A 16556-nucleotide genomic window follows, 5' to 3' on the forward strand; every position below is an offset into this window, starting at 1 on the left:
CGGCGTGAAGGCCTGCCTCATCCGGTAACCCGTTCTGACGTGGCCGGCAGGATCGCGGCTGCGGCCGGCCGCGGCGCGGCACGGTGGACATCGAGCAGCCGCACGCCGAGGCGATCGCGCAACGCCGGCCAGAGGCCGCGGGGCGCCACGATCATCACGACGACGGCGATGACGCCGAGCCCGACCAGATACCACCCGCCGGACAGGCCGAGCGGCCCGGTCATCAGCTCGCGCAGGCCGAAGAAGATGATGACGCCGAGGATCGGGCCTTCGAGCGTGCCGATGCCGCCGATGATCACGATGAACATCATGTAGACCGACCAGTTGACGTCGAACGCCGCCAGCGGCGCGATGAACAGATTGCCCATGAAGCTGAGCGCACCGGCAAGCCCGCATCCCGCCGCCGACAGCACGAAGGCGATGAAGCGGTTGTGGCGGACATCGACGCCGACGCTCATCGCCGCAAGATCATTGTCGCGCACGCTCATCAAGCCGAGCCCGAAACTCGAGGTCATCATCTTGTACAGCGCGGCGATGGTGACGAGAGTCAGGCCGCCGGCGAGCCAGAACATCGTCGGCTCAAACCAGTCGAAATCGATCAGCTTGCTAGTGGCGAGCGGCACGCCGGAGGTGCCGCCGACCGCCTGCGACTTCATCGTGAAGGCGCCGATGATCTCGGCGAACACCCACATCGCGATCGAGAAATAGGCGTCGCGCAGCCGAAACAGCGGAAACGCGATGATGGCCGCGACGGCTGCGGCCACCAGCGGCGCCACCGGCAGCACCCAGATCGGGGTGACCTCGAGCCAGCCGGAGGTCAGGAACAGCGCATAGGCGCCGAAGGCGATGAAGACTTGGTGGCCGAGCGAGACCAGCCCGGCATAGCCCGCCAGCAGGTTCCACATCTGCGCCATCGTCAGTAGCAGCAGGCATTCGGTCGCGAGCCGCAGCACGCCTTCGTTGAGCACGAAGGGCGCGCCGGCGATGATCGCAACCAGCACGATGGCAGAGGCCAAAAGAATTGTCCGTGTCGGCATCGGCGTCACACCCTGCTCGACACGAGACCCGACGGGCGGATCAGCAGCATGATGAAGAACAGGAGGTGCGCATAGAGCAGCCCGGCATTCGGATCGATCTTCAGCCCGATCAGTTGCGCCATGCCGAGCGCGATGCCGCCGAGCAGTGCGCCCCAGAACGAGCCGAGCCCGCCGAGCACGACGACCTCAAAGGCGATCAGGAGCCGCTCGGCACCCGAGAACGGCGTGAAGCTCGAGCGCACCGCAAGCAGCACGCCGCCGATCGCGCCGAGCGCCAGCGACAGGCCCATCACATAGTTGTAGACCCGGTCAGGCTTGACCCCGGACAGCCTTACGATGTCGCGGCGGTCGGCGGTGGCGCGCACGATCCGACCGAACTCGGTATGGCGCAGCACGAGCTGCAGCGCCATGAACAGCAATGCAGCGAGTACCAGCGTGAGCAGCGGCATGATGCCGATGTTGAGGCCGGCAACCTCGAGGCTGGCCCGCGACAGCTCGCCGACCTGGAGGCTGCGCACGTCGGCGCCGAAGATCTCGACCATCACGTTGCGCAGGATCACCGAGACGCCGAAGGTCAAAAGCAACGGCGACAGCGGATCGGGTGAGGTCACGACGCGGTTGACGATGAGCGCCTGGTACAGCCAGCCGACCGCAAAGGACAGTGCGATCACCGGGATCAGCATCAACAGCGGCGAGACCTGCGGAAACAGGTTGGAGAGCAGCACGGCGCAGAATGCGCTCAGCACCATGAACTCGCCATGGGCGATGTTGACGACGCGCATCACGCCGAACACCAGCGCGAGCCCGATGCCGAGCAGGCCATAGAGCCCGCCTAGCAGAGCCCCGTTGATCAATGTCTCAACCCAGATCATGTTCGTTGCCAATCCTGGCTAGTTACCGAAATAGGCGTGGGTCAGCTGCTCCGGCTGCATTCCTTGCGCCGAGCCGGTCAGCGACACCCGCCCCTTCAACAGGCAATAAATTCGTTCAGAGGTCGCGAGCGCGCGCTTGACGTCCTGCTCGACCAGCACGACGGCAGTGCCCTCGCGGCGGATATCGGCAAAGGAGCGATAGATCTGCTCGACCACGACCGGCGCAAGCCCGAGCGAGATCTCGTCGCACAGCAAGAGCCGCGGGTTCGACATCAGCGCGCGGCCGATCGCCGCCATCTGCTGCTGACCGCCCGAGAGTTGGCCCGGAAACATCCGGCGACGCTCTTCGAGAATCGGAAACAGCTCGAACACCCGCCGCAAGGTCCAGCTTCCCTTGCGCCGATTGACGCTGCCCATCAGCAGGTTCTCCTCGATGGTCAGTGAATCAAACAGCAGGCGGCCCTCGGGCACCATGATGAGGCCGAGCCGCGAGACGTCCTCGGCCGGCATCTGCAAGATGTCGATGCCATCGAAATGCACCGCCCCCTGCCGCTCCTCGTTGAGCCCGACCAGCGCCTTCAGGAACGTCGACTTGCCGGCGCCGTTGGCGCCGACCAGCGCCACCGCCTCGCCGTCGGCGACGGTAAAGTTCATGTCGAACACAGCTTGCAGATCGCCGTAGAAGATCTGCAGGCCGTTCACATCAAGCAACGCCATCGGCCTTCAATCCCATGTAGATCTCGCGCACCACGGCGCTGTCCATGACCTCAGCGGGCGGCCCCTCCAGCACCTTGCGGCCGAAATCGAGCACCAGGATGCGGTCCGACACCGCGCGCAGCGCGTGGGGAATGTGCTCGATCCAGATCATCGCATGGTCTGCCTTCACCGACTGGATGATCGCGACGAGGCGCTCGACCTCAGGCTCGGTCAGCCCGGCGGCGATCTCGTCGAGCAGGATCAACTTCGGCTTCGACGCCAGCGCCTTGGCGAATTCCAGCCGCTTGCGGTCGATCAGCGGCAGGGCGCCGGCGAGCTTGTCGGCCTTGGCGTCAAGCCCGGTCCGCTGCAACACCTCCATGGTCCAGTCCGATGCCGCCTCGCCATACAGGCCGGCACCGTAGGACGCCGCGACCAGCGCGTTCTCGTAGACCGAGAGATGCGGGAACGGCTGCGGAATCTGGAACGCGCGCCCGAGCCCCATCCGCGCTCGGCGATGCGGCGGCAGCTCTGATATCTCAGCGCCGTCGAGCATGATCGACCCGCCGTCGGTCTTGAGCAGGCCGACGATCAGGTTGAGCAGCGAGCTCTTGCCGGCGCCGTTCGGACCGATCACGCCGAGGCATTCGCCGCGCGCCAGCGCGAAGCTGACATTGTCGGCGACAACGATCTCGCCGAAGCGCTTGCAAAGCCCGCCGACGCGCAGAAGCGGTGCCATCTCAGGCCAGCTTGGAGAGCAGCTGGAGATCGGCCTGCTTCGGGATGAACGGCGCGGTGCCGTTGTGCACGATCAGCAGTTCGTATTTCGACTTGCCGCCCTTGGTCTTGCGCCACTGCCCGCCCGACAGCGAGGTCACTGCGACGTTCTTGATCGGCGTTCCCTTGAACTTCACCGGCCCGACCACCGTCTCCATATCGAGACCCGCGATGGCATCGCGCAGCGAATTCTTGTCCTTTGGGTCGCTGTTCTGCAATGCGGCGAGCGCAACCTCCCACAACGCATGCGCGTAACCGATCGGTTGGGTCCATTGCTTGCCGGTCGTCTTCTCCCATTCGGCAGCTAGTTCAGCCGCGCTCTGCCCGGTCAGCGAGGATTTGAACGGATAGGCCGGCGTCCACCACACTTCGGTGGACATGCCGTCGCCGCGATCGCCGAGCGCGTTCACCGCACTCGGAAACAGGAACGCTGCCGCCACCGTGCAGATCTGCGGCTTGAAGCCAGCCTGCGCCGCCTGATTCCACAGTGTCACCCAATGATTGCCGTACGTGAAGCCGGAGACGATGTCGACGCCGCTGTTCTTGAATGACGACGCCTGATTGGTGAAATCGTCGGTCGCGATCTGGAATTTGCCGGCGGAGAATTCCTGATAGCCCGCCGCCGTGATGCCGCCGGGCAGACCGACCTTCGGGTCGGAGAACGCCTGGCCGGCGGGATTGTCGATGTAGAGCGTGCCGACCTTCTTGTTGGTATCGACCGACTGCCACATGCCGAGGAAATTCTTCACGACGTCATCGGCGCCCCAGAAGAAATGATAGCTGTAGGGAAAACCCTTGTCGGGCGTCGACTTGCGCGGAAACATCCAGCCCTGCCACGGTACCATGGTCGAGATCGAGGGAATGCCCCGGGCGTCGGCGAGCTCCTGCACGGGTGCCTGGGCGTCGCCGTCCTCGATAAGGATCAGGTCGCATTTCTCCCGCAGCACCAGTTCGCTCGCAACCACCGACGAGCGGTTGGGATCGGACTGATTGTCCTTGAAAACAAACTCGACCTGCCAGGTCTTGCCGCCGATCTTCAGGCCGTCCTTCAGCCGCGCCTTGACGCGTTCATGGATCCAGGTGTCGGGCTCGGCGAAAGGTGCGCGGACGCCGGAGAGGCAGCCGACCCAGCCGATCTTGATCGTATTGCCGGCAGCCCTCGCGATGTTGACCAGCGGCACGTTGGTCGCCGATGCGAGGCCGGTGATACCGGCGGCCTTCAGCAGCGTGCGCCGGTTGAACGCACCAGCGCCCTTGCCGTTCTTCGTCTCAGTCATGTCCCTCTCCCTCCACAACCAATAATGAAACTATCCGATCACGGACCTACGCCGCCGAGCGTTGAATCGCGTTGCGGTTCACCGCGGCAAATTTGCACAAGGTGTTCTCGATGATCTGGCGCGGGATGCCGCGCACGATGAAGACCAGCCGCGAGCGCCGGTCCGCCGACGGCCAGCCGGCAAGCGTGATCGGCGGATGAAACACGTGCTGCACGCCATGCACCACCATCGGCGCATCGGGCTGCTCGGCGACATGCACGATTGCCTTGAAACGCAGCAGGTCTTCACCCTTGAGGGCTGCGACATAGTCGAGCCAGCGCATGAACGCCTCGCGCTGGATCGGCTCGTCGATCACAAGGCTGAAGGACGACACGCCTGCATCGTGCGTGTGGTGGCTGTGATGCCCGCAATCCTCGCCATGGCAATGGTGATCGGCGCGATCGTGCGGTGCGTTCGCCGCCTGCGCCGCCAGATCGAACCAGTTGACGACGTCGGCCGAGCGGGACGACGGATCGAACAGTCCGGCATCGAGAATCTTCGCTGGATCGATGATCCCGTTCCGCACATGCGCACGCGTTGCGACCGGATTGATCGCCGCAAGCTGCGCGTCGAGCCGCGCCAGCGCATCGTCGGCGGCAAGATCGGTCTTGGTTACCAGCAGCCGGTCGGCCACCGCGATCTGCCGGACGGCTTCGCCATGCGCCTTGAGCGTATGCGCGCCGTTGACGGCATCGACGGTCGCGACCACGCCGTCGATCCGGTAGCGGCCGACCACATCGGGTGCGGTCATCAACGTGTGCAGCACGGGCACGGGGTCGGCGAGCCCGGTGGTCTCAACCAGCACGCGGTGGAACGGCGGGATCGTGCCATCAGCCCGGCGCGACGCGAGGTCGGCCAGCGTCTCGATCAGATCCTCGCGCACCGAGCAGCAGATGCAGCCATTGTCGAGCAGCGCCAGGCGATCCTCGCTGCTCTCGACCAGGAGATGATCCAGCGCCACCTCGCCGAACTCATTGATGATGGCGACGACGCCATTGAGCTCCTTCTGGCGCAGCAGATGGTTCAGCACCGTGGTCTTGCCGCTACCAAGGAAGCCGGTCAGCACCATGACCGGGATCTGATGCACCGCTGCCATCACGCGCTCCGCTCGTAGACCTTGCGGCCCTCGAAGAAGGTGATCTCGACCCGCGTATCGGCGAGTTGATCCGGCGGAATGTCGAAGATCATCTGGTCGAGCACGATCAAATCGGCCGATTTTCCGACCTCGATCGAGCCGATCGTCTGGCCGAGCCCGGCCGCACGCGCGGCGTCGATGGTGTAGATGTCGATCACGGTTTTGAGGTCGAGCGCCTGCTCGGCCCATAGCGACTTGCCGGGAAAATCGCCGGTGGGATTCTGCCTCGTTACCATGCCCTCGATGCCCTGCCAGGGATCGGGGATCGGGATGACAGGCCAGTCCGAGCCGCCGGCCATCAGCGCCCCGGCCTCCTTCAAATCCCGGTTCGGCCAGAAGCGCTGCGCGCGCTCCTCGCCCATCGCGGCCTTGTGCGCCTCGAGGAAGACGGTCGGGTACCAGATGATCGGCGACAGATCGGCAGCGACCCCGAGCTCGGCGAAACGCTTGATGTCGTCGGGCGCGATATAGCTCGCATGCGCGATCTGGTGGATCAGATGGGTCGGGCCGTTGAAGCTGCGCACCACATCGACGGCGTCGAGCGCCTGGGTGACCGCGGCATCGCCGGCGCAATGGATCTTGGCGGCAAGGCCGAGCTTCTCGCAGCGGCCGAGCCAGCGGATCAGGTCCGGCACGGTCAACATGGTGGCGCCGCGGAAGCAGCAGCCGCGCACGGGATCGGCGACATACGGCTCGTGGAAGGCCGCGGTCTTGGCGCCCGGCACGCCGTCGAGGAACACCTTCACATAGTCGGGCTTCACATGCGCGCCGCGGTAATCCTCGCGCAGCGCAAACAGCTCCTCGCCGGACTTGCCGAACATGAAGCCGGGCTCGACCACCGGCATCGCGCAGACCGCCCAGGCCGTGAGCTCGCCACGATCGTCGAGCCCCTTCAGCGCCGCCAAGATCGGCTGCATGCTGGCGGCGTCGATGAAGGCGGTGACGCCATAGGCATTCAGCACCGAGATCGAGCGGCCCACCGCCGCGCGGTCCATCTCGGCGGTGTAGTGACCGGAGGCCGCGAGCGCGCGCTCGACCAGGCCCGAGGCGGCCTCGATCATGATCCCGGTCAAGGTCCCGGTCTTGAGGTCGCGGCCGATCTCGCCGTCGGTCGGATCGGGGCTGTCGGCCTGCACACCGGCCAGCCGCAGCGCCGCCGAGCTGGCCCAGCGGTTGTGATAGGTGTCGTCGCGCAGCACCACGGGATGTCCGAGACACGCCGCATCGAGCAGCGCGCAGGACTCCGCGGTGTTCATCTCGTTCAGCAGATTGTTGCCGAACTGCCCGCCGACGATCCAGGCGCCGGGCTTGGCGGCCGACGCCGCCTTGTGCAGGGTCTCGGCGATCCCTGGAATGCTGTCGGCGTTGGAGAAACGCAGCTCGTAGAGATCGGCCTGCCCGCCCATCATGATGTGATTGTGGATGTCGACGATCCCCGGCATCGCCATCCGGCCGCCGAGATCGACCGTCGCGGTCCCCTCGCCGATCAGCGATGCGACGTCGCGCTGCTCGCCCACGGCGATGAACCGGCCGGCCTTGACGGCCGCGCAGCTCGCCCAGGGCTGCGCCCGGTTCGACGTGTAGATCCGGCCGTTGCGGAAGACCGTGTCGGCGAATGTCCTGGTCATGCGGATCAACTTCTCGATTGGGAAAGCCTGGGGCGCGCACGGTGCGGTGCACGGCGGCCGAACCGCACACGACACCGGCGTGACGCCAAAGGTTCGGCATGTCGGCATTTGGAACAATCCACCGTCCGGTGGATGCTCCGCCACCTCCCCGCAAGCGCAGGGCTATTGCGAATTGCCTGCCTCCGCGGGGGCGCACTGCCAAAACCTGGAAAACAACCCCATGCAAAGGAGCCGGCGGCGTGCCGGCACTCGACATGGCGACTTGACATGTCCGGCAAATCAGAGGTATTGTTCTATTATTCCGAAATTGTGTGACGCACCTCAGAATCCCAGCGCCAGACCGTCCTTGCGGTGGTCCGAAGCGCCGAACAGGACGCCGCGGGCATGGTCGATGCGGATCGCCTGGCAGCCGCCGATCGGTTCCTCGGAGAAGCGGGCATCGTGGCCACGGGCGCGCAGCTCGTCGCGGACATCCGTCGAAATCGTCGTCTCCAGCGACAGTGCGCCGTCGAACGCGAAGGAGCGCGGCGCCTCGGCCGCGGCCTGGACGTCCATCTTCATGTCGAAGATGTTCGAGATCAGATTGGCGTGGCCCGCGGCCTGGTAATGGCCGCCCATCACGCCGAATGACATCACGGTCTTGCCGTCCTTGCGCAGCAGGCCCGGGATGATCGTGTGCATCGGCCGCTTGCGCGGCCCGAGCGAATTCGGATGTCCGGGCCTGGCGCGAAAGCTCCAGCCGCGGTTATGCAGCAGGATGCCGGATTTCGGCGCGTAGATACCGCTGCCGAACGGATAGAACAGCGAGTTGATCAGCGAGACCGCGTTGCGATCGCGATCGACCACCGTGACATAGACCGTGTCGCGATGTTCGATATCGTCCCAGACCGCGGGCGCGGAAGCCCGGTTCATGTCGATCTTGCTGCGGATCATCCCGATATAGTCTTCGGCAAGGAACGCCGGCGAATCGACCGTGCCGGTCGCGGGATCGCAGAAAAAGGCGTCGCGTGCGCGGTAGGCGGCCTTGGTGGCTTCGGCGAGCAGATGGATGCGATCGGCTTGCGCCAGCGCGCCGACGTCGAAGCCGGCGAGTGTGCGCAGGATCATCAGCGCGGCCAAGCCCTGCCCGTTCGGCGGACATTCAACCACATCGTGGTCATGGTAGCGCGCCGAGATCGGGCGCACATAGTCCGACCTCTGCGCCGCGAAGTCTTCGCTGCTGTGGGCACCGCCGAGGGCACGCAGAATGCTAACCATCTCGTCGGTGGCCTCGCCCGCGTAGAATGCCTCGCGACCGTGCTGGGCGATCCGGCGCAGGCTGCGGCCGAGCGCAGGCTGGGTGCGGATGTCGCCGACCTCGGGCGCCTTGCCGCCGGGAAGGAACTGCGCCGCGGCGTTGGCATCGATCTCGATCCGCGCCCGGAAGCGGCGCCAGTCCTCGGCGACGCGCGGCGTCACGCAAAAGCCCTGCTCGGCGGCCGCGATCGCCGGCCGGAAGATTTCTTCCAGCGACTTGCTGCCGTGATCGGCGACCAGCCGGCACCAGGCATCGATCGCGCCAGGCACGGTCACCGCCTCGGGCGCGGTCGGCGGAATGTCGCGGGCGCCGCTTGCGGCAAATTTCTCGACGTCGGTGCCGGCGGGCGTGCGGCCCGAGCCGTTCAGCGCAATCGGCTCGCCCGCGTGAGGAGAATAGAGCGCAAAACAGTCGCCGCCGATGCCGGTCATCTGCGGCTCGACCACGCCCTGCACCGCGACCGCCGCCACCGCGGCATCGACGGCATTGCCACCAGCCTTCAGCATCTCGACCGCGGCCAGCGTCGCCTGCGGGTGCGAGGTTGCCGCCATGCCACGCTCGGCAACCGCCACCGAGCGGCCGATGGCCATGAAATCACGCATGTCGAATCCTTCAATGTCTGCGAGCGGCAGCCGCTCGCCAACATTGTCGAATACGACACCGGTCCTTGCGGGACTCTCGGCTGGCGCAGGCGGTGGCAGCAATCCACCGTACGGTGGATCGGGAACGGCCTGCGGCAAAATTAATCGACGGGCACGTTCGATGTTGTCCCTGTGAACTCAGGGGGCCCATAACCACAAATGCTGATTGTTGTGCGCAGTTGGAACGACGAGTCCCGTTCACAACACGGGCCGCGGAGTATGGGTCCCGGCCCCCGTGCGCAATTGCGCACTAGGCCGGGACGACGCGTGGATAGAGCCGTGAGCTCACACCCTCAATGCGGCCGCGACATCATCGCCACGACGGCGGAGCGGGTCTCGACGCCGAGCTTCTCGAAGATGTGGATCAGATGGGTCTTCACCGTCGCCAGCCCGATGTTCAGGCACTCGCCGATCTCGCGGTTGGTGCGGCCGCAGCACAAGAGCTCGACGACTTCCATCTCGCGCGAGGTCAGGCCGTAGCGCGCCGGCTCGTCGGCATTCGACGATAGCCGGCTGGTCAGGTTGAATTCGAGATAATCATGGATCTTCTCCGCGATGTTCATGCTGCCGTCGGGGATGGTGCAACCCGGCGCCCACAGCACGCTCATGCCGGCGACGATCCGGTCATTGCGGCGGAAGAAGAACTCGATCATGTCGGCGACGCCGCATTGCCCGGCGAAGGCGCGGTAGGTCGCGGCCTCCTGGGTCGCGCATTGGTTGAGCGCCACGCTCAGCCGCGCGATCGGCCGGTTGCTGGCGGAGCGCGGATGCAACGGATCGAGTCGGTTCATGCCGGCCAGATACTGGTCGTGGAAACTCGGCGGCACGTTGCTGGAGAGCACGAAGCGGTTGAGGGTCAGGTTGCCGTCGACCTCGTAGAACGCCGTCGCCGACCCCTCGAGAATTCCGCGTGCGAACTGAATGGCTTGCGTAGTTGCCGGATCCGGTCGGCCCAGAAGCGCGATCATGACCTACCTCCCGATGTTTCCCGATGGCGAACGTCTGCGCGTCGCATGCCCGTCACGCTGGGGCAGCCGCAGGGCATAGTCAAGCAAATTGCGGGCCAAGCGCGCATCCTGAAACGGTTACGCCATGGTAACCCGACGGCCCCCTCCACCATCCGGTTGATTGCGAGCGGCGTGGCGCATGCGGAACTTTCGCATGTCTCCCAATGGCATCGCTGGATCAAGAATGAATTCGCGTCGCATCATGGCCGCCTTCCCGTCGGCGGCTGACGAACAAGTCACGCTCGCCAACTGGCGTCAACATCCGTTCAACGAGTGGGCATTCCGCAATGTCCGCGAACTGCTGCCGACCGCGAACATCACGCGCGCCGCGGCGGCAGCGCCGCTGTCGTTTGCGCCGCGCTATCTCGACGACGTCAGCTTCGCCGACCCACGCGGCGAGGAGATCGGCGTCGGCGAGGCGCTGCGGACCAGCCACACCGACGGCATCGTGGTGTCGCATCGCGGACAGGTCGCGTTCGAATGGTATGCCCACGGCCTGGCGCCGGATGCGCCACACCTGATCTTCTCGGTCAGCAAGTCGGTCGCCGGCACGCTGGGCGGCATCCTGGCCGATCACGGCAGGCTGGATCCCGACGCGCCGGTGACGCGCTACATCCCGGAGATGGAAGGCTCGGTCTATGGCGGCAGCTGCACGGTGCGGCATCTGCTCGACATGAGCGTCGGCATCCGCTTCGACGAGGATTACATGGCGCGCGACGGCGACGTCATGAATTACCGGCGCTCGACCGGCTGGGAGCTGCCGGATCCCACCATCCCGCCGAGCAATCTGCGCGACTATCTGCGCACACTGCGGCCAAACGGCGCGCCGCATGGCCAGACCTTCCACTACGTCTCGACCAACACCGACGTGCTCGGCTGGGTCTATGAGCGTGCCTGCGGCATGTCCTATGCAAAGATCCTGTCGCACTATCTGTGGCAGCCGATGGGCGCCGAGCACGACGCCTACATCAGCGTGGATTCACGCGGCGCAGCGCGCGTCGCCGGCGGCATCTGCGCGACACTGCGCGACCTCGCCCGATTCGGCGAGATGATGCGCAATCACGGCATCAGCAACGGGCGACAGGTGGTGCCCAGCTGGTGGGTCGATGACATCAGGCAGAACGGCAATGCCGAGGCCTGGTCGCGCGGCGACCTGACCAAGGTGTTCCCGAACGGCAATTACCGCAACAAATGGTACACGCTCGACCGGCGCGAAACGCCGTTTGCCGCGGTCGGCATCCATGGCCAGTGGATCCACATCGATCCGGCCAACGAGACCGTGATCGCGCGCGTCTCCTCGCAGCCGCTGCCGATGGACCTCGATCTCGATCACATGTGGATGCGCGGCTATCGCGCGATCGCGGCCAGACTTTCCGGCAAGGCGTAACCGACTGACGGCGCGCTATTCGATCGGCGGCCGCCGCGTGTGCCAGTCGGTCACCGACTGGAATGCGGCCCCGGCGCGGACCAGCACGTCCTCGGCGAGATGCGGTCCGACCAGTTGCATGCTGAGCGGCATCCGGTCGGACGCCATGCCCATCGGCAACGTGATGGTCGGGCTGCCCGAGAAGTCGAACACCGCCGTGAAGCGCAGGATGCTCAGGAGCACGGTCGGATCGGCGCCGTATTCGCTCATCTTGCTGAGCGTCGGGATCGGTACCGGCATGGTCGGGATCAAGAGGAGATCGATGTCCTCGAACATCGCAGCGAGCTGGCCCGCGAACTTCAGCCGCTCGTGATGGATCGCGGCGATGTCGACGCCGCTGGTCGCCCTGCCCTGCTCGATCAGCTGGGCGAGATCAGGCCCGTATTCCGACTTGCGCGCCGGGTAGGTGTCGAGATGGGCTTCCGCCGTCTCCACCGAGCACATCGCAATCCACTGGCTGACCAGCTTCTGATAGGGCGGAAAATGCATCTCTCGGATCTCGGCGCCGAGATCCGAGAGCGTGCGCTCGGCTTGCACGAGCGCGGCGACAACCTGCCGATCGATGCCCTCCTGGGTATATCTGCGATCGACGCCGATCCTCAGCCCCCTGATGCCGTCGGCGATACCGGCCAGATAGTTCGGCACCGGCGCCCGCAACGCGGTCGGATCGTTGGAGTCGGCGCCCGCAATGACGCCGAGCATCGCTCCCGCATCCGCAGCGCTGCGGCACATCGGCCCGACGTGATCGAGCGAGTCCGCCAGCGGGAAGACGCCGTGCCGGCTGACGCGGCCCCAGGTCGGCTTGATGCCGGTCAGGCCGCAGGTCGCCGACGGAAACCGGATCGAGCCGCCCGTGTCGCTGCCGATCGAGCCGTAGCAAAGACCCGCCGATGTCGCGACACCGGACCCGCTCGACGACGAGCCCACCCAATAGTTCACGTTCCACGGATTGAGCGGTGCCTGAACGGACGGATGGTGGCTGGTATAGGCGCCTTCCGTCATCTTGAGCTTGCCGAGCGTCACCGCCCCGGCGACTTCGAGCCGATCCACGATCGTGGCGTTGAAGGACGGCACGAATTTTGCGTGGATCGTGGTGCCGCCTGCGGTCGGTGCGAACGTCGTGTAGCAGAGATCCTTCAGCCCGATCGGAACGCCGTGCAGCGGACCGCGCCAGATGCCCCTGGCGATCTCCGCATCGCACTGCTTCGCCTGCCCCATCGCCCGCTCGGCAAGGACGTGCGCGTAGCCGTGAAACTGGCCGTCCAATTTGGCGATCCGGCTCAGCATCGCCTCGGTGATCTCCGAGGACTTGGCCTCGCCGCGCTGGATCAGCCCGGAAATCTCGGTGATCGACTTGTAGTGCAATGGATCTGCTGACATGTCGCTGTCGCCCCCAGCTAGAACTGCACGCCGCGCGTCAAGGCGCCATCCACGACGAGGTTCGTCCCGGTGATGAAGCTCGCCGCCTTGCTGGCGAGGAACACGGCGGCATTGGCCATCTCCTGCGGCGTGCCCATGCGGCCGGTCGGGTTGAGTGCCAGCGCGGTCTTGTACAGTTCGGGATTGCCGTCCTTGATCATGTTCCAGACGCCGCCCTCGAAATAAGTGTTGCCCGGCGACACCGAATTGGCCCGGATGCCTTTGGCCGCGAGCTGATAGGCAAGGCCCTGGGTGTAGTGGATGATCGCGGCCTTGAAGGTGCCATAGGGACCGCTGGCGAAATCGACTTCGCGTCCCGACACGCTGGAGATCGTGACGATCGCCGCCGCCGCGCTCTTCTCCAGATAGGGCATCGCGGCGTTGACGAGCCGCACCGTCCCCATCATGTCGGTGGAGAATTCCTTCTCCCAGCTCTCCTCGTCCTGCCCGATCGAGAGCGCGCTGACATTGGCGACCACGACATCGATGCCGCCGAGTTTTGCAGCCATATCGGCGACCCAGGCCTTCAGCGCCGGTCCGTTGGAGACGTCGACTGCACCGCCGAACGCAGCGACACCCTTGGCCTTGAGCGCGGTGACGGCTGCCTCGACATCCGCCTGGTTGCGCGCGCAGATGCCGACATTGGCGCCCTCGGCCGCGAACGTGTCGGCGATCGCTCTGCCGATGCCCTTGGTGCTGCCGGTAACGAGAACCTTTGCTCCCTTGAGTCCCAGATCCATGTCCATTCCCTCCGTTATTATCGATTGTCGAATGCAAGTCCTCGCCGCGCGGCCGGCCGCTCAAAGCAGCAGCTGCGCGCGCACATTGTCGGCGTTGACTTCCTCGCCGGCCAGCGATCGCGTGATCTTGCCTTTTTCCATGATGTAGCAGCGCTGGGCGATCTCCAGGATGGTGTCGAGGTTCTGCTCGACGAACACGATCGTGGTGCCGAGCTCGGTGCGGAACGATTTCAGCGCCTCGCAAATGTGCTGCACGATCGACGGCTGGATGCCCTCGGACGGCTCGTCGAGGATCATCAGCGCCGGATTGCCGATCAGCGCCCGGCCGATCGCGAGCTGCTGTTGCTCGCCGCCCGACATGGTGCCCGCGATCTGGCGCCGCCGTTCCTTCAGCCGCGGAAAATACGTGTAGACCAGCTCCGGCAATTTTTTTCCGTCGGGGCCGCCGATCAGCTCGCCGACCTGCAAATTCTCCTCGACGCTCATCTGCGGAAACACGTCGCGGCCCTGCGGGATGTAGCCGAAGCCGGCGCGCGCCCGCGCATCGGCCTCGAGTTGGGTGACATCCTGATCCATGAAGCTGATGGTGCCGCGCCAGGTTTGCAACAGCCCGATCAGGCAGCGCATCAGGGTCGATTTGCCGACGCCGTTGCGGCCGATCACGCCGACGATCTCGCCGCGCGAAACCTGCATGCTGACGCCTTGCAGGATCGGCGTTGCGCCGTAGCCGGCCCAAAGTCCCGACACGTCCAGAATGCGATCAGTGGGCATGGGTCTTACCGAGGTAGATTTCCGCGACCTTCTCGTCTTCCAGAATGGCGTCGAGGCTGCCGCGCGCGAAGATCTTGCCGAGATGCAAAACGGTGACGCGTTGCGCGACCTGCCGCACGAACGCCATGTCGTGCTCGACCACCAGCACCGTCATGCCCTCGGCATTGAACGACTTGATCAACTCGCCGGTCTTGTAGGTCTCTTCGGGCGACATGCCGGCGGTGGGTTCGTCCAGCAACAGCAGTTGCGGTTGCAGGGCCAGCGCCATCCCGATCTCCAGCCATTGCTGCTGGCCGTGCGACAGCGCACCGGCGAGCTTGCCGGAGTCCTCGGCCAGATTGAGCAGCGCCAACAGCCGCTCTTCCTCGGCAGCACATTCCGCGCCCGACAGACGTTCCTGCAACGCGATCTGGAGGTTCTGCCGCACCGGCAGTTCCTTGAACACGCTCGGGGCCTGCATCTTGATGCTCATGCCGCGCTGCACCCGCGCAAACGGCCGCTCGGCAGTGATATCGGTGGAGTCGAAGAAGATGCTGCCCGTGCTCGGCGGATAAAGGCCGACGATCAGCTTGAACAGCGTGCTCTTCCCGGCCCCGTTTGGTCCGATCAGACAATGGACCTCACCGGCATTGACCGTCAGGTCGACCTCGGAGACGGCGGTCAATCCGCCGAAACGCTTCGATACGCCTTTCACCTCGACGAGTGCCATGGCTCAGGTCTCATCCGATTGCAGGCGGCCGGTATCGGCTAATGCGGGGCCCTCGTCGCGACGCCGGCGCTTGCTCCACCAATCGACCACGAGCTTGCCGATGCCGAGCACGAAACCCTGCGGCGCCAGCATCACGGTGGCGAGCAGCAGCACGCCCATCAGCACCAGCGCCGCCTGCTGGCTGTAGACCGTGATGGTCTGGAAGCCGAACAGCAGCAGGAAGGAGCCGACCAAGGTCGCGGTCAGATCGTTGCGCCCGGAGAACGCGACCCACACGATCGGCATCGCCGCCGCCGGCAGGCCGATGCTGGACGGCGTGATGAACTGGCCCCAGGACGTGTACAGCGCGCCGCTGAGCCCGGCGAGGCCGCTACCGATCACGAAGGTCAGGAGCTGATATTTGCGGACGTCGTAGCCGAGCATCTCGGCGCGCTGCGGATTCTCGCGCGTCGCCACGATCACGTTGCCGACGCTCGAATTCACCAGCATGCGCAGCGCGCTGTAGACGATCACGATCAGCGCGATCATAAGGTAATAGAGCGCCGATCCCTCGATATCGAAGCTGCCGACGGTGAGCGGGTCCATCCCCTTCATGCCGTTGAAGCCGTTCAGCCGCGCCGGGCCGATATGCCATTCCGGTCCGGCGGTCTGGCCAAGGAAGAAGGCAAGCACGAGCGTGGCCGACAGCGTCACGATGCCGAAGAAGATCCCGCTGATGCCGCCCCAGATCATGAAGTAGCCGAGGATTCCGGCTGCGATCATCGCGATGACCACCGAGAGGACCAGCGCGGCAATCGTCGCCGTCCCGCCGCCCATGTTGATGGCGAGCACGCCATAGCCGTAGCCGGCGATGCCGAAGAAGAAGGTCTGGCCGAACGACAGCATGCCGCCATAGCCCCACATCAGGCAGAGCCCGAGCGCCATGAAGATCCAGATCAGGAAATAGGCGAAATTGCCGACATCATAGGAGTCGGCGAACAGCGGATAGATCAGCGCGCCCGCCAGCACGGCCAGGAAGCACGACCAGAAGATCTTGCCCCGTCCGAGCGTCTGCGGGCCCTCGAGCAGCTTCAACATCGGAAATT

16 protein-coding genes are annotated in these 16556 nt (G+C 65.3%); 2 read left to right on the top strand and 14 right to left on the bottom strand.

What is annotated here, in order from left to right:
* Positions 1-17: 17 nt before the first annotated feature.
* From ACVINW_RS35440 to ACVINW_RS35480, 9 genes are all read right to left on the bottom strand, one after another.
* Positions 18-1016: a branched-chain amino acid ABC transporter permease gene (locus tag ACVINW_RS35440; RefSeq protein ID WP_456755574.1), complete on the bottom strand. Its 999-nt coding sequence runs from the start codon at positions 1014-1016 to the stop codon at positions 18-20.
* 26 nt (positions 1017-1042) lie between these two features.
* Positions 1043-1909, bottom strand: coding sequence for a branched-chain amino acid ABC transporter permease (locus ACVINW_RS35445; RefSeq protein WP_229182581.1), 867 nt, complete (start codon positions 1907-1909; stop codon positions 1043-1045).
* Between the two features lie 18 nt (positions 1910-1927).
* On the bottom strand, positions 1928-2626 hold the full coding sequence (locus tag ACVINW_RS35450) for an ABC transporter ATP-binding protein (protein ID WP_456755575.1): 699 nt from the start codon (positions 2624-2626) through the stop codon (positions 1928-1930).
* Complete coding sequence (locus tag ACVINW_RS35455; RefSeq protein WP_456755576.1) at positions 2613-3344, bottom strand: ABC transporter ATP-binding protein; 732 nt, start codon at positions 3342-3344, stop codon at positions 2613-2615. Before ACVINW_RS35455 ends, ACVINW_RS35450 begins: the two co-directional genes overlap by 14 nt.
* Position 3345: 1 nt before the next feature.
* Positions 3346-4659 carry an ABC transporter substrate-binding protein gene (locus ACVINW_RS35460; protein ID WP_456755577.1) on the bottom strand — a complete coding sequence of 438 codons (1314 nt, stop codon included), beginning with the start codon at positions 4657-4659 and terminating at the stop codon, positions 3346-3348.
* Positions 4660-4705: 46 nt separating this feature from the next.
* A complete protein-coding gene (locus tag ACVINW_RS35465; RefSeq protein ID WP_456755578.1) occupies positions 4706-5794 on the bottom strand; it encodes a CobW family GTP-binding protein in 1089 nt (362 codons plus the stop codon).
* Positions 5794-7461: an amidohydrolase gene (locus ACVINW_RS35470; protein WP_456755579.1), complete on the bottom strand. Its 1668-nt coding sequence runs from the start codon at positions 7459-7461 to the stop codon at positions 5794-5796. The genes ACVINW_RS35465 and ACVINW_RS35470 overlap by 1 nt, the downstream gene beginning before the upstream one ends.
* A gap of 321 nt (positions 7462-7782) precedes the next feature.
* Positions 7783-9360, bottom strand: a complete 1578-nt coding sequence (locus ACVINW_RS35475) for a gamma-glutamyltransferase family protein (RefSeq protein ID WP_456755580.1) — start codon at positions 9358-9360, stop codon at positions 7783-7785.
* Between the two features lie 332 nt (positions 9361-9692).
* A complete protein-coding gene (locus ACVINW_RS35480) occupies positions 9693-10367 on the bottom strand; it encodes a helix-turn-helix transcriptional regulator (RefSeq protein ID WP_212023088.1) in 675 nt (224 codons plus the stop codon).
* A 45-nt stretch (positions 10368-10412) separates the two neighbouring features.
* On the opposite strand from ACVINW_RS35480, the gene ACVINW_RS35485 reads away from it, so the two are divergent.
* Together ACVINW_RS35485 and ACVINW_RS35490 are read left to right on the top strand one after the other, a co-directional pair.
* Positions 10413-10634 (top strand): hypothetical protein, encoded by a 222-nt coding sequence (locus tag ACVINW_RS35485; RefSeq protein ID WP_456755581.1) that lies wholly within the window; start codon positions 10413-10415, stop codon positions 10632-10634.
* Positions 10591-11793, top strand: a complete 1203-nt coding sequence (locus ACVINW_RS35490) for a serine hydrolase domain-containing protein (RefSeq protein WP_456755582.1) — start codon at positions 10591-10593, stop codon at positions 11791-11793. Before ACVINW_RS35485 ends, ACVINW_RS35490 begins: the two co-directional genes overlap by 44 nt.
* A 15-nt stretch (positions 11794-11808) precedes the next feature.
* Here the strand turns inward: ACVINW_RS35490 and ACVINW_RS35495 are convergent, their stop codons facing one another.
* The 5 genes from ACVINW_RS35495 to ACVINW_RS35515 are packed head-to-tail and all read right to left on the bottom strand — an operon-like array spanning position 11809 to position 16548.
* Positions 11809-13212, bottom strand: coding sequence for an amidase (locus ACVINW_RS35495; RefSeq protein ID WP_456755583.1), 1404 nt, complete (start codon positions 13210-13212; stop codon positions 11809-11811).
* 17 nt (positions 13213-13229) lie between these two features.
* Positions 13230-13991, bottom strand: coding sequence for an SDR family NAD(P)-dependent oxidoreductase (locus ACVINW_RS35500; protein ID WP_456755584.1), 762 nt, complete (start codon positions 13989-13991; stop codon positions 13230-13232).
* 60 nt (positions 13992-14051) lie between these two features.
* Positions 14052-14762 (bottom strand): ABC transporter ATP-binding protein, encoded by a 711-nt coding sequence (locus ACVINW_RS35505; RefSeq protein ID WP_456755585.1) that lies wholly within the window; start codon positions 14760-14762, stop codon positions 14052-14054.
* Positions 14752-15471: an ATP-binding cassette domain-containing protein gene (locus ACVINW_RS35510; RefSeq protein WP_456755586.1), complete on the bottom strand. Its 720-nt coding sequence runs from the start codon at positions 15469-15471 to the stop codon at positions 14752-14754. Before ACVINW_RS35510 ends, ACVINW_RS35505 begins: the two co-directional genes overlap by 11 nt.
* A 3-nt stretch (positions 15472-15474) precedes the next feature.
* A complete protein-coding gene (locus tag ACVINW_RS35515) occupies positions 15475-16548 on the bottom strand; it encodes a branched-chain amino acid ABC transporter permease (protein ID WP_456755587.1) in 1074 nt (357 codons plus the stop codon).
* Between the last annotated feature and the right edge of the window lie 8 nt (positions 16549-16556).

It is taken from the genome of Bradyrhizobium sp. USDA 4461, from assembly GCF_054055655.1.

What these genes read in the sequence shown, in the direction of transcription:
- ACVINW_RS35505 (WP_456755585.1), bottom strand. Translation starts at nt 14,762, where the DNA reads ATGCCCACTGATCGCATTCTGGACGTGTCGGGACTTTGGGCCGGCTAC.
- ACVINW_RS35485 (WP_456755581.1), top strand. Translation starts at nt 10,413, where the DNA reads ATGCCCGTCACGCTGGGGCAGCCGCAGGGCATAGTCAAGCAAATTGCG.
- ACVINW_RS35455 (WP_456755576.1), bottom strand. Translation starts at nt 3,344, where the DNA reads ATGGCACCGCTTCTGCGCGTCGGCGGGCTTTGCAAGCGCTTCGGCGAG.
- ACVINW_RS35495 (WP_456755583.1), bottom strand. Translation starts at nt 13,212, where the DNA reads ATGTCAGCAGATCCATTGCACTACAAGTCGATCACCGAGATTTCCGGG.
- ACVINW_RS35475 (WP_456755580.1), bottom strand. Translation starts at nt 9,360, where the DNA reads ATGCGTGATTTCATGGCCATCGGCCGCTCGGTGGCGGTTGCCGAGCGT.
- ACVINW_RS35465 (WP_456755578.1), bottom strand. Translation starts at nt 5,794, where the DNA reads ATGGCAGCGGTGCATCAGATCCCGGTCATGGTGCTGACCGGCTTCCTT.
- ACVINW_RS35460 (WP_456755577.1), bottom strand. Translation starts at nt 4,659, where the DNA reads ATGACTGAGACGAAGAACGGCAAGGGCGCTGGTGCGTTCAACCGGCGC.
- ACVINW_RS35515 (WP_456755587.1), bottom strand. Translation starts at nt 16,548, where the DNA reads ATGTTGAAGCTGCTCGAGGGCCCGCAGACGCTCGGACGGGGCAAGATC.
- ACVINW_RS35470 (WP_456755579.1), bottom strand. Translation starts at nt 7,461, where the DNA reads ATGACCAGGACATTCGCCGACACGGTCTTCCGCAACGGCCGGATCTAC.
- ACVINW_RS35450 (WP_456755575.1), bottom strand. Translation starts at nt 2,626, where the DNA reads ATGGCGTTGCTTGATGTGAACGGCCTGCAGATCTTCTACGGCGATCTG.
- ACVINW_RS35510 (WP_456755586.1), bottom strand. Translation starts at nt 15,471, where the DNA reads ATGGCACTCGTCGAGGTGAAAGGCGTATCGAAGCGTTTCGGCGGATTG.
- ACVINW_RS35500 (WP_456755584.1), bottom strand. Translation starts at nt 13,991, where the DNA reads ATGGATCTGGGACTCAAGGGAGCAAAGGTTCTCGTTACCGGCAGCACC.
- ACVINW_RS35480 (WP_212023088.1), bottom strand. Translation starts at nt 10,367, where the DNA reads ATGATCGCGCTTCTGGGCCGACCGGATCCGGCAACTACGCAAGCCATT.
- ACVINW_RS35445 (WP_229182581.1), bottom strand. Translation starts at nt 1,909, where the DNA reads ATGATCTGGGTTGAGACATTGATCAACGGGGCTCTGCTAGGCGGGCTC.
- ACVINW_RS35490 (WP_456755582.1), top strand. Translation starts at nt 10,591, where the DNA reads ATGAATTCGCGTCGCATCATGGCCGCCTTCCCGTCGGCGGCTGACGAA.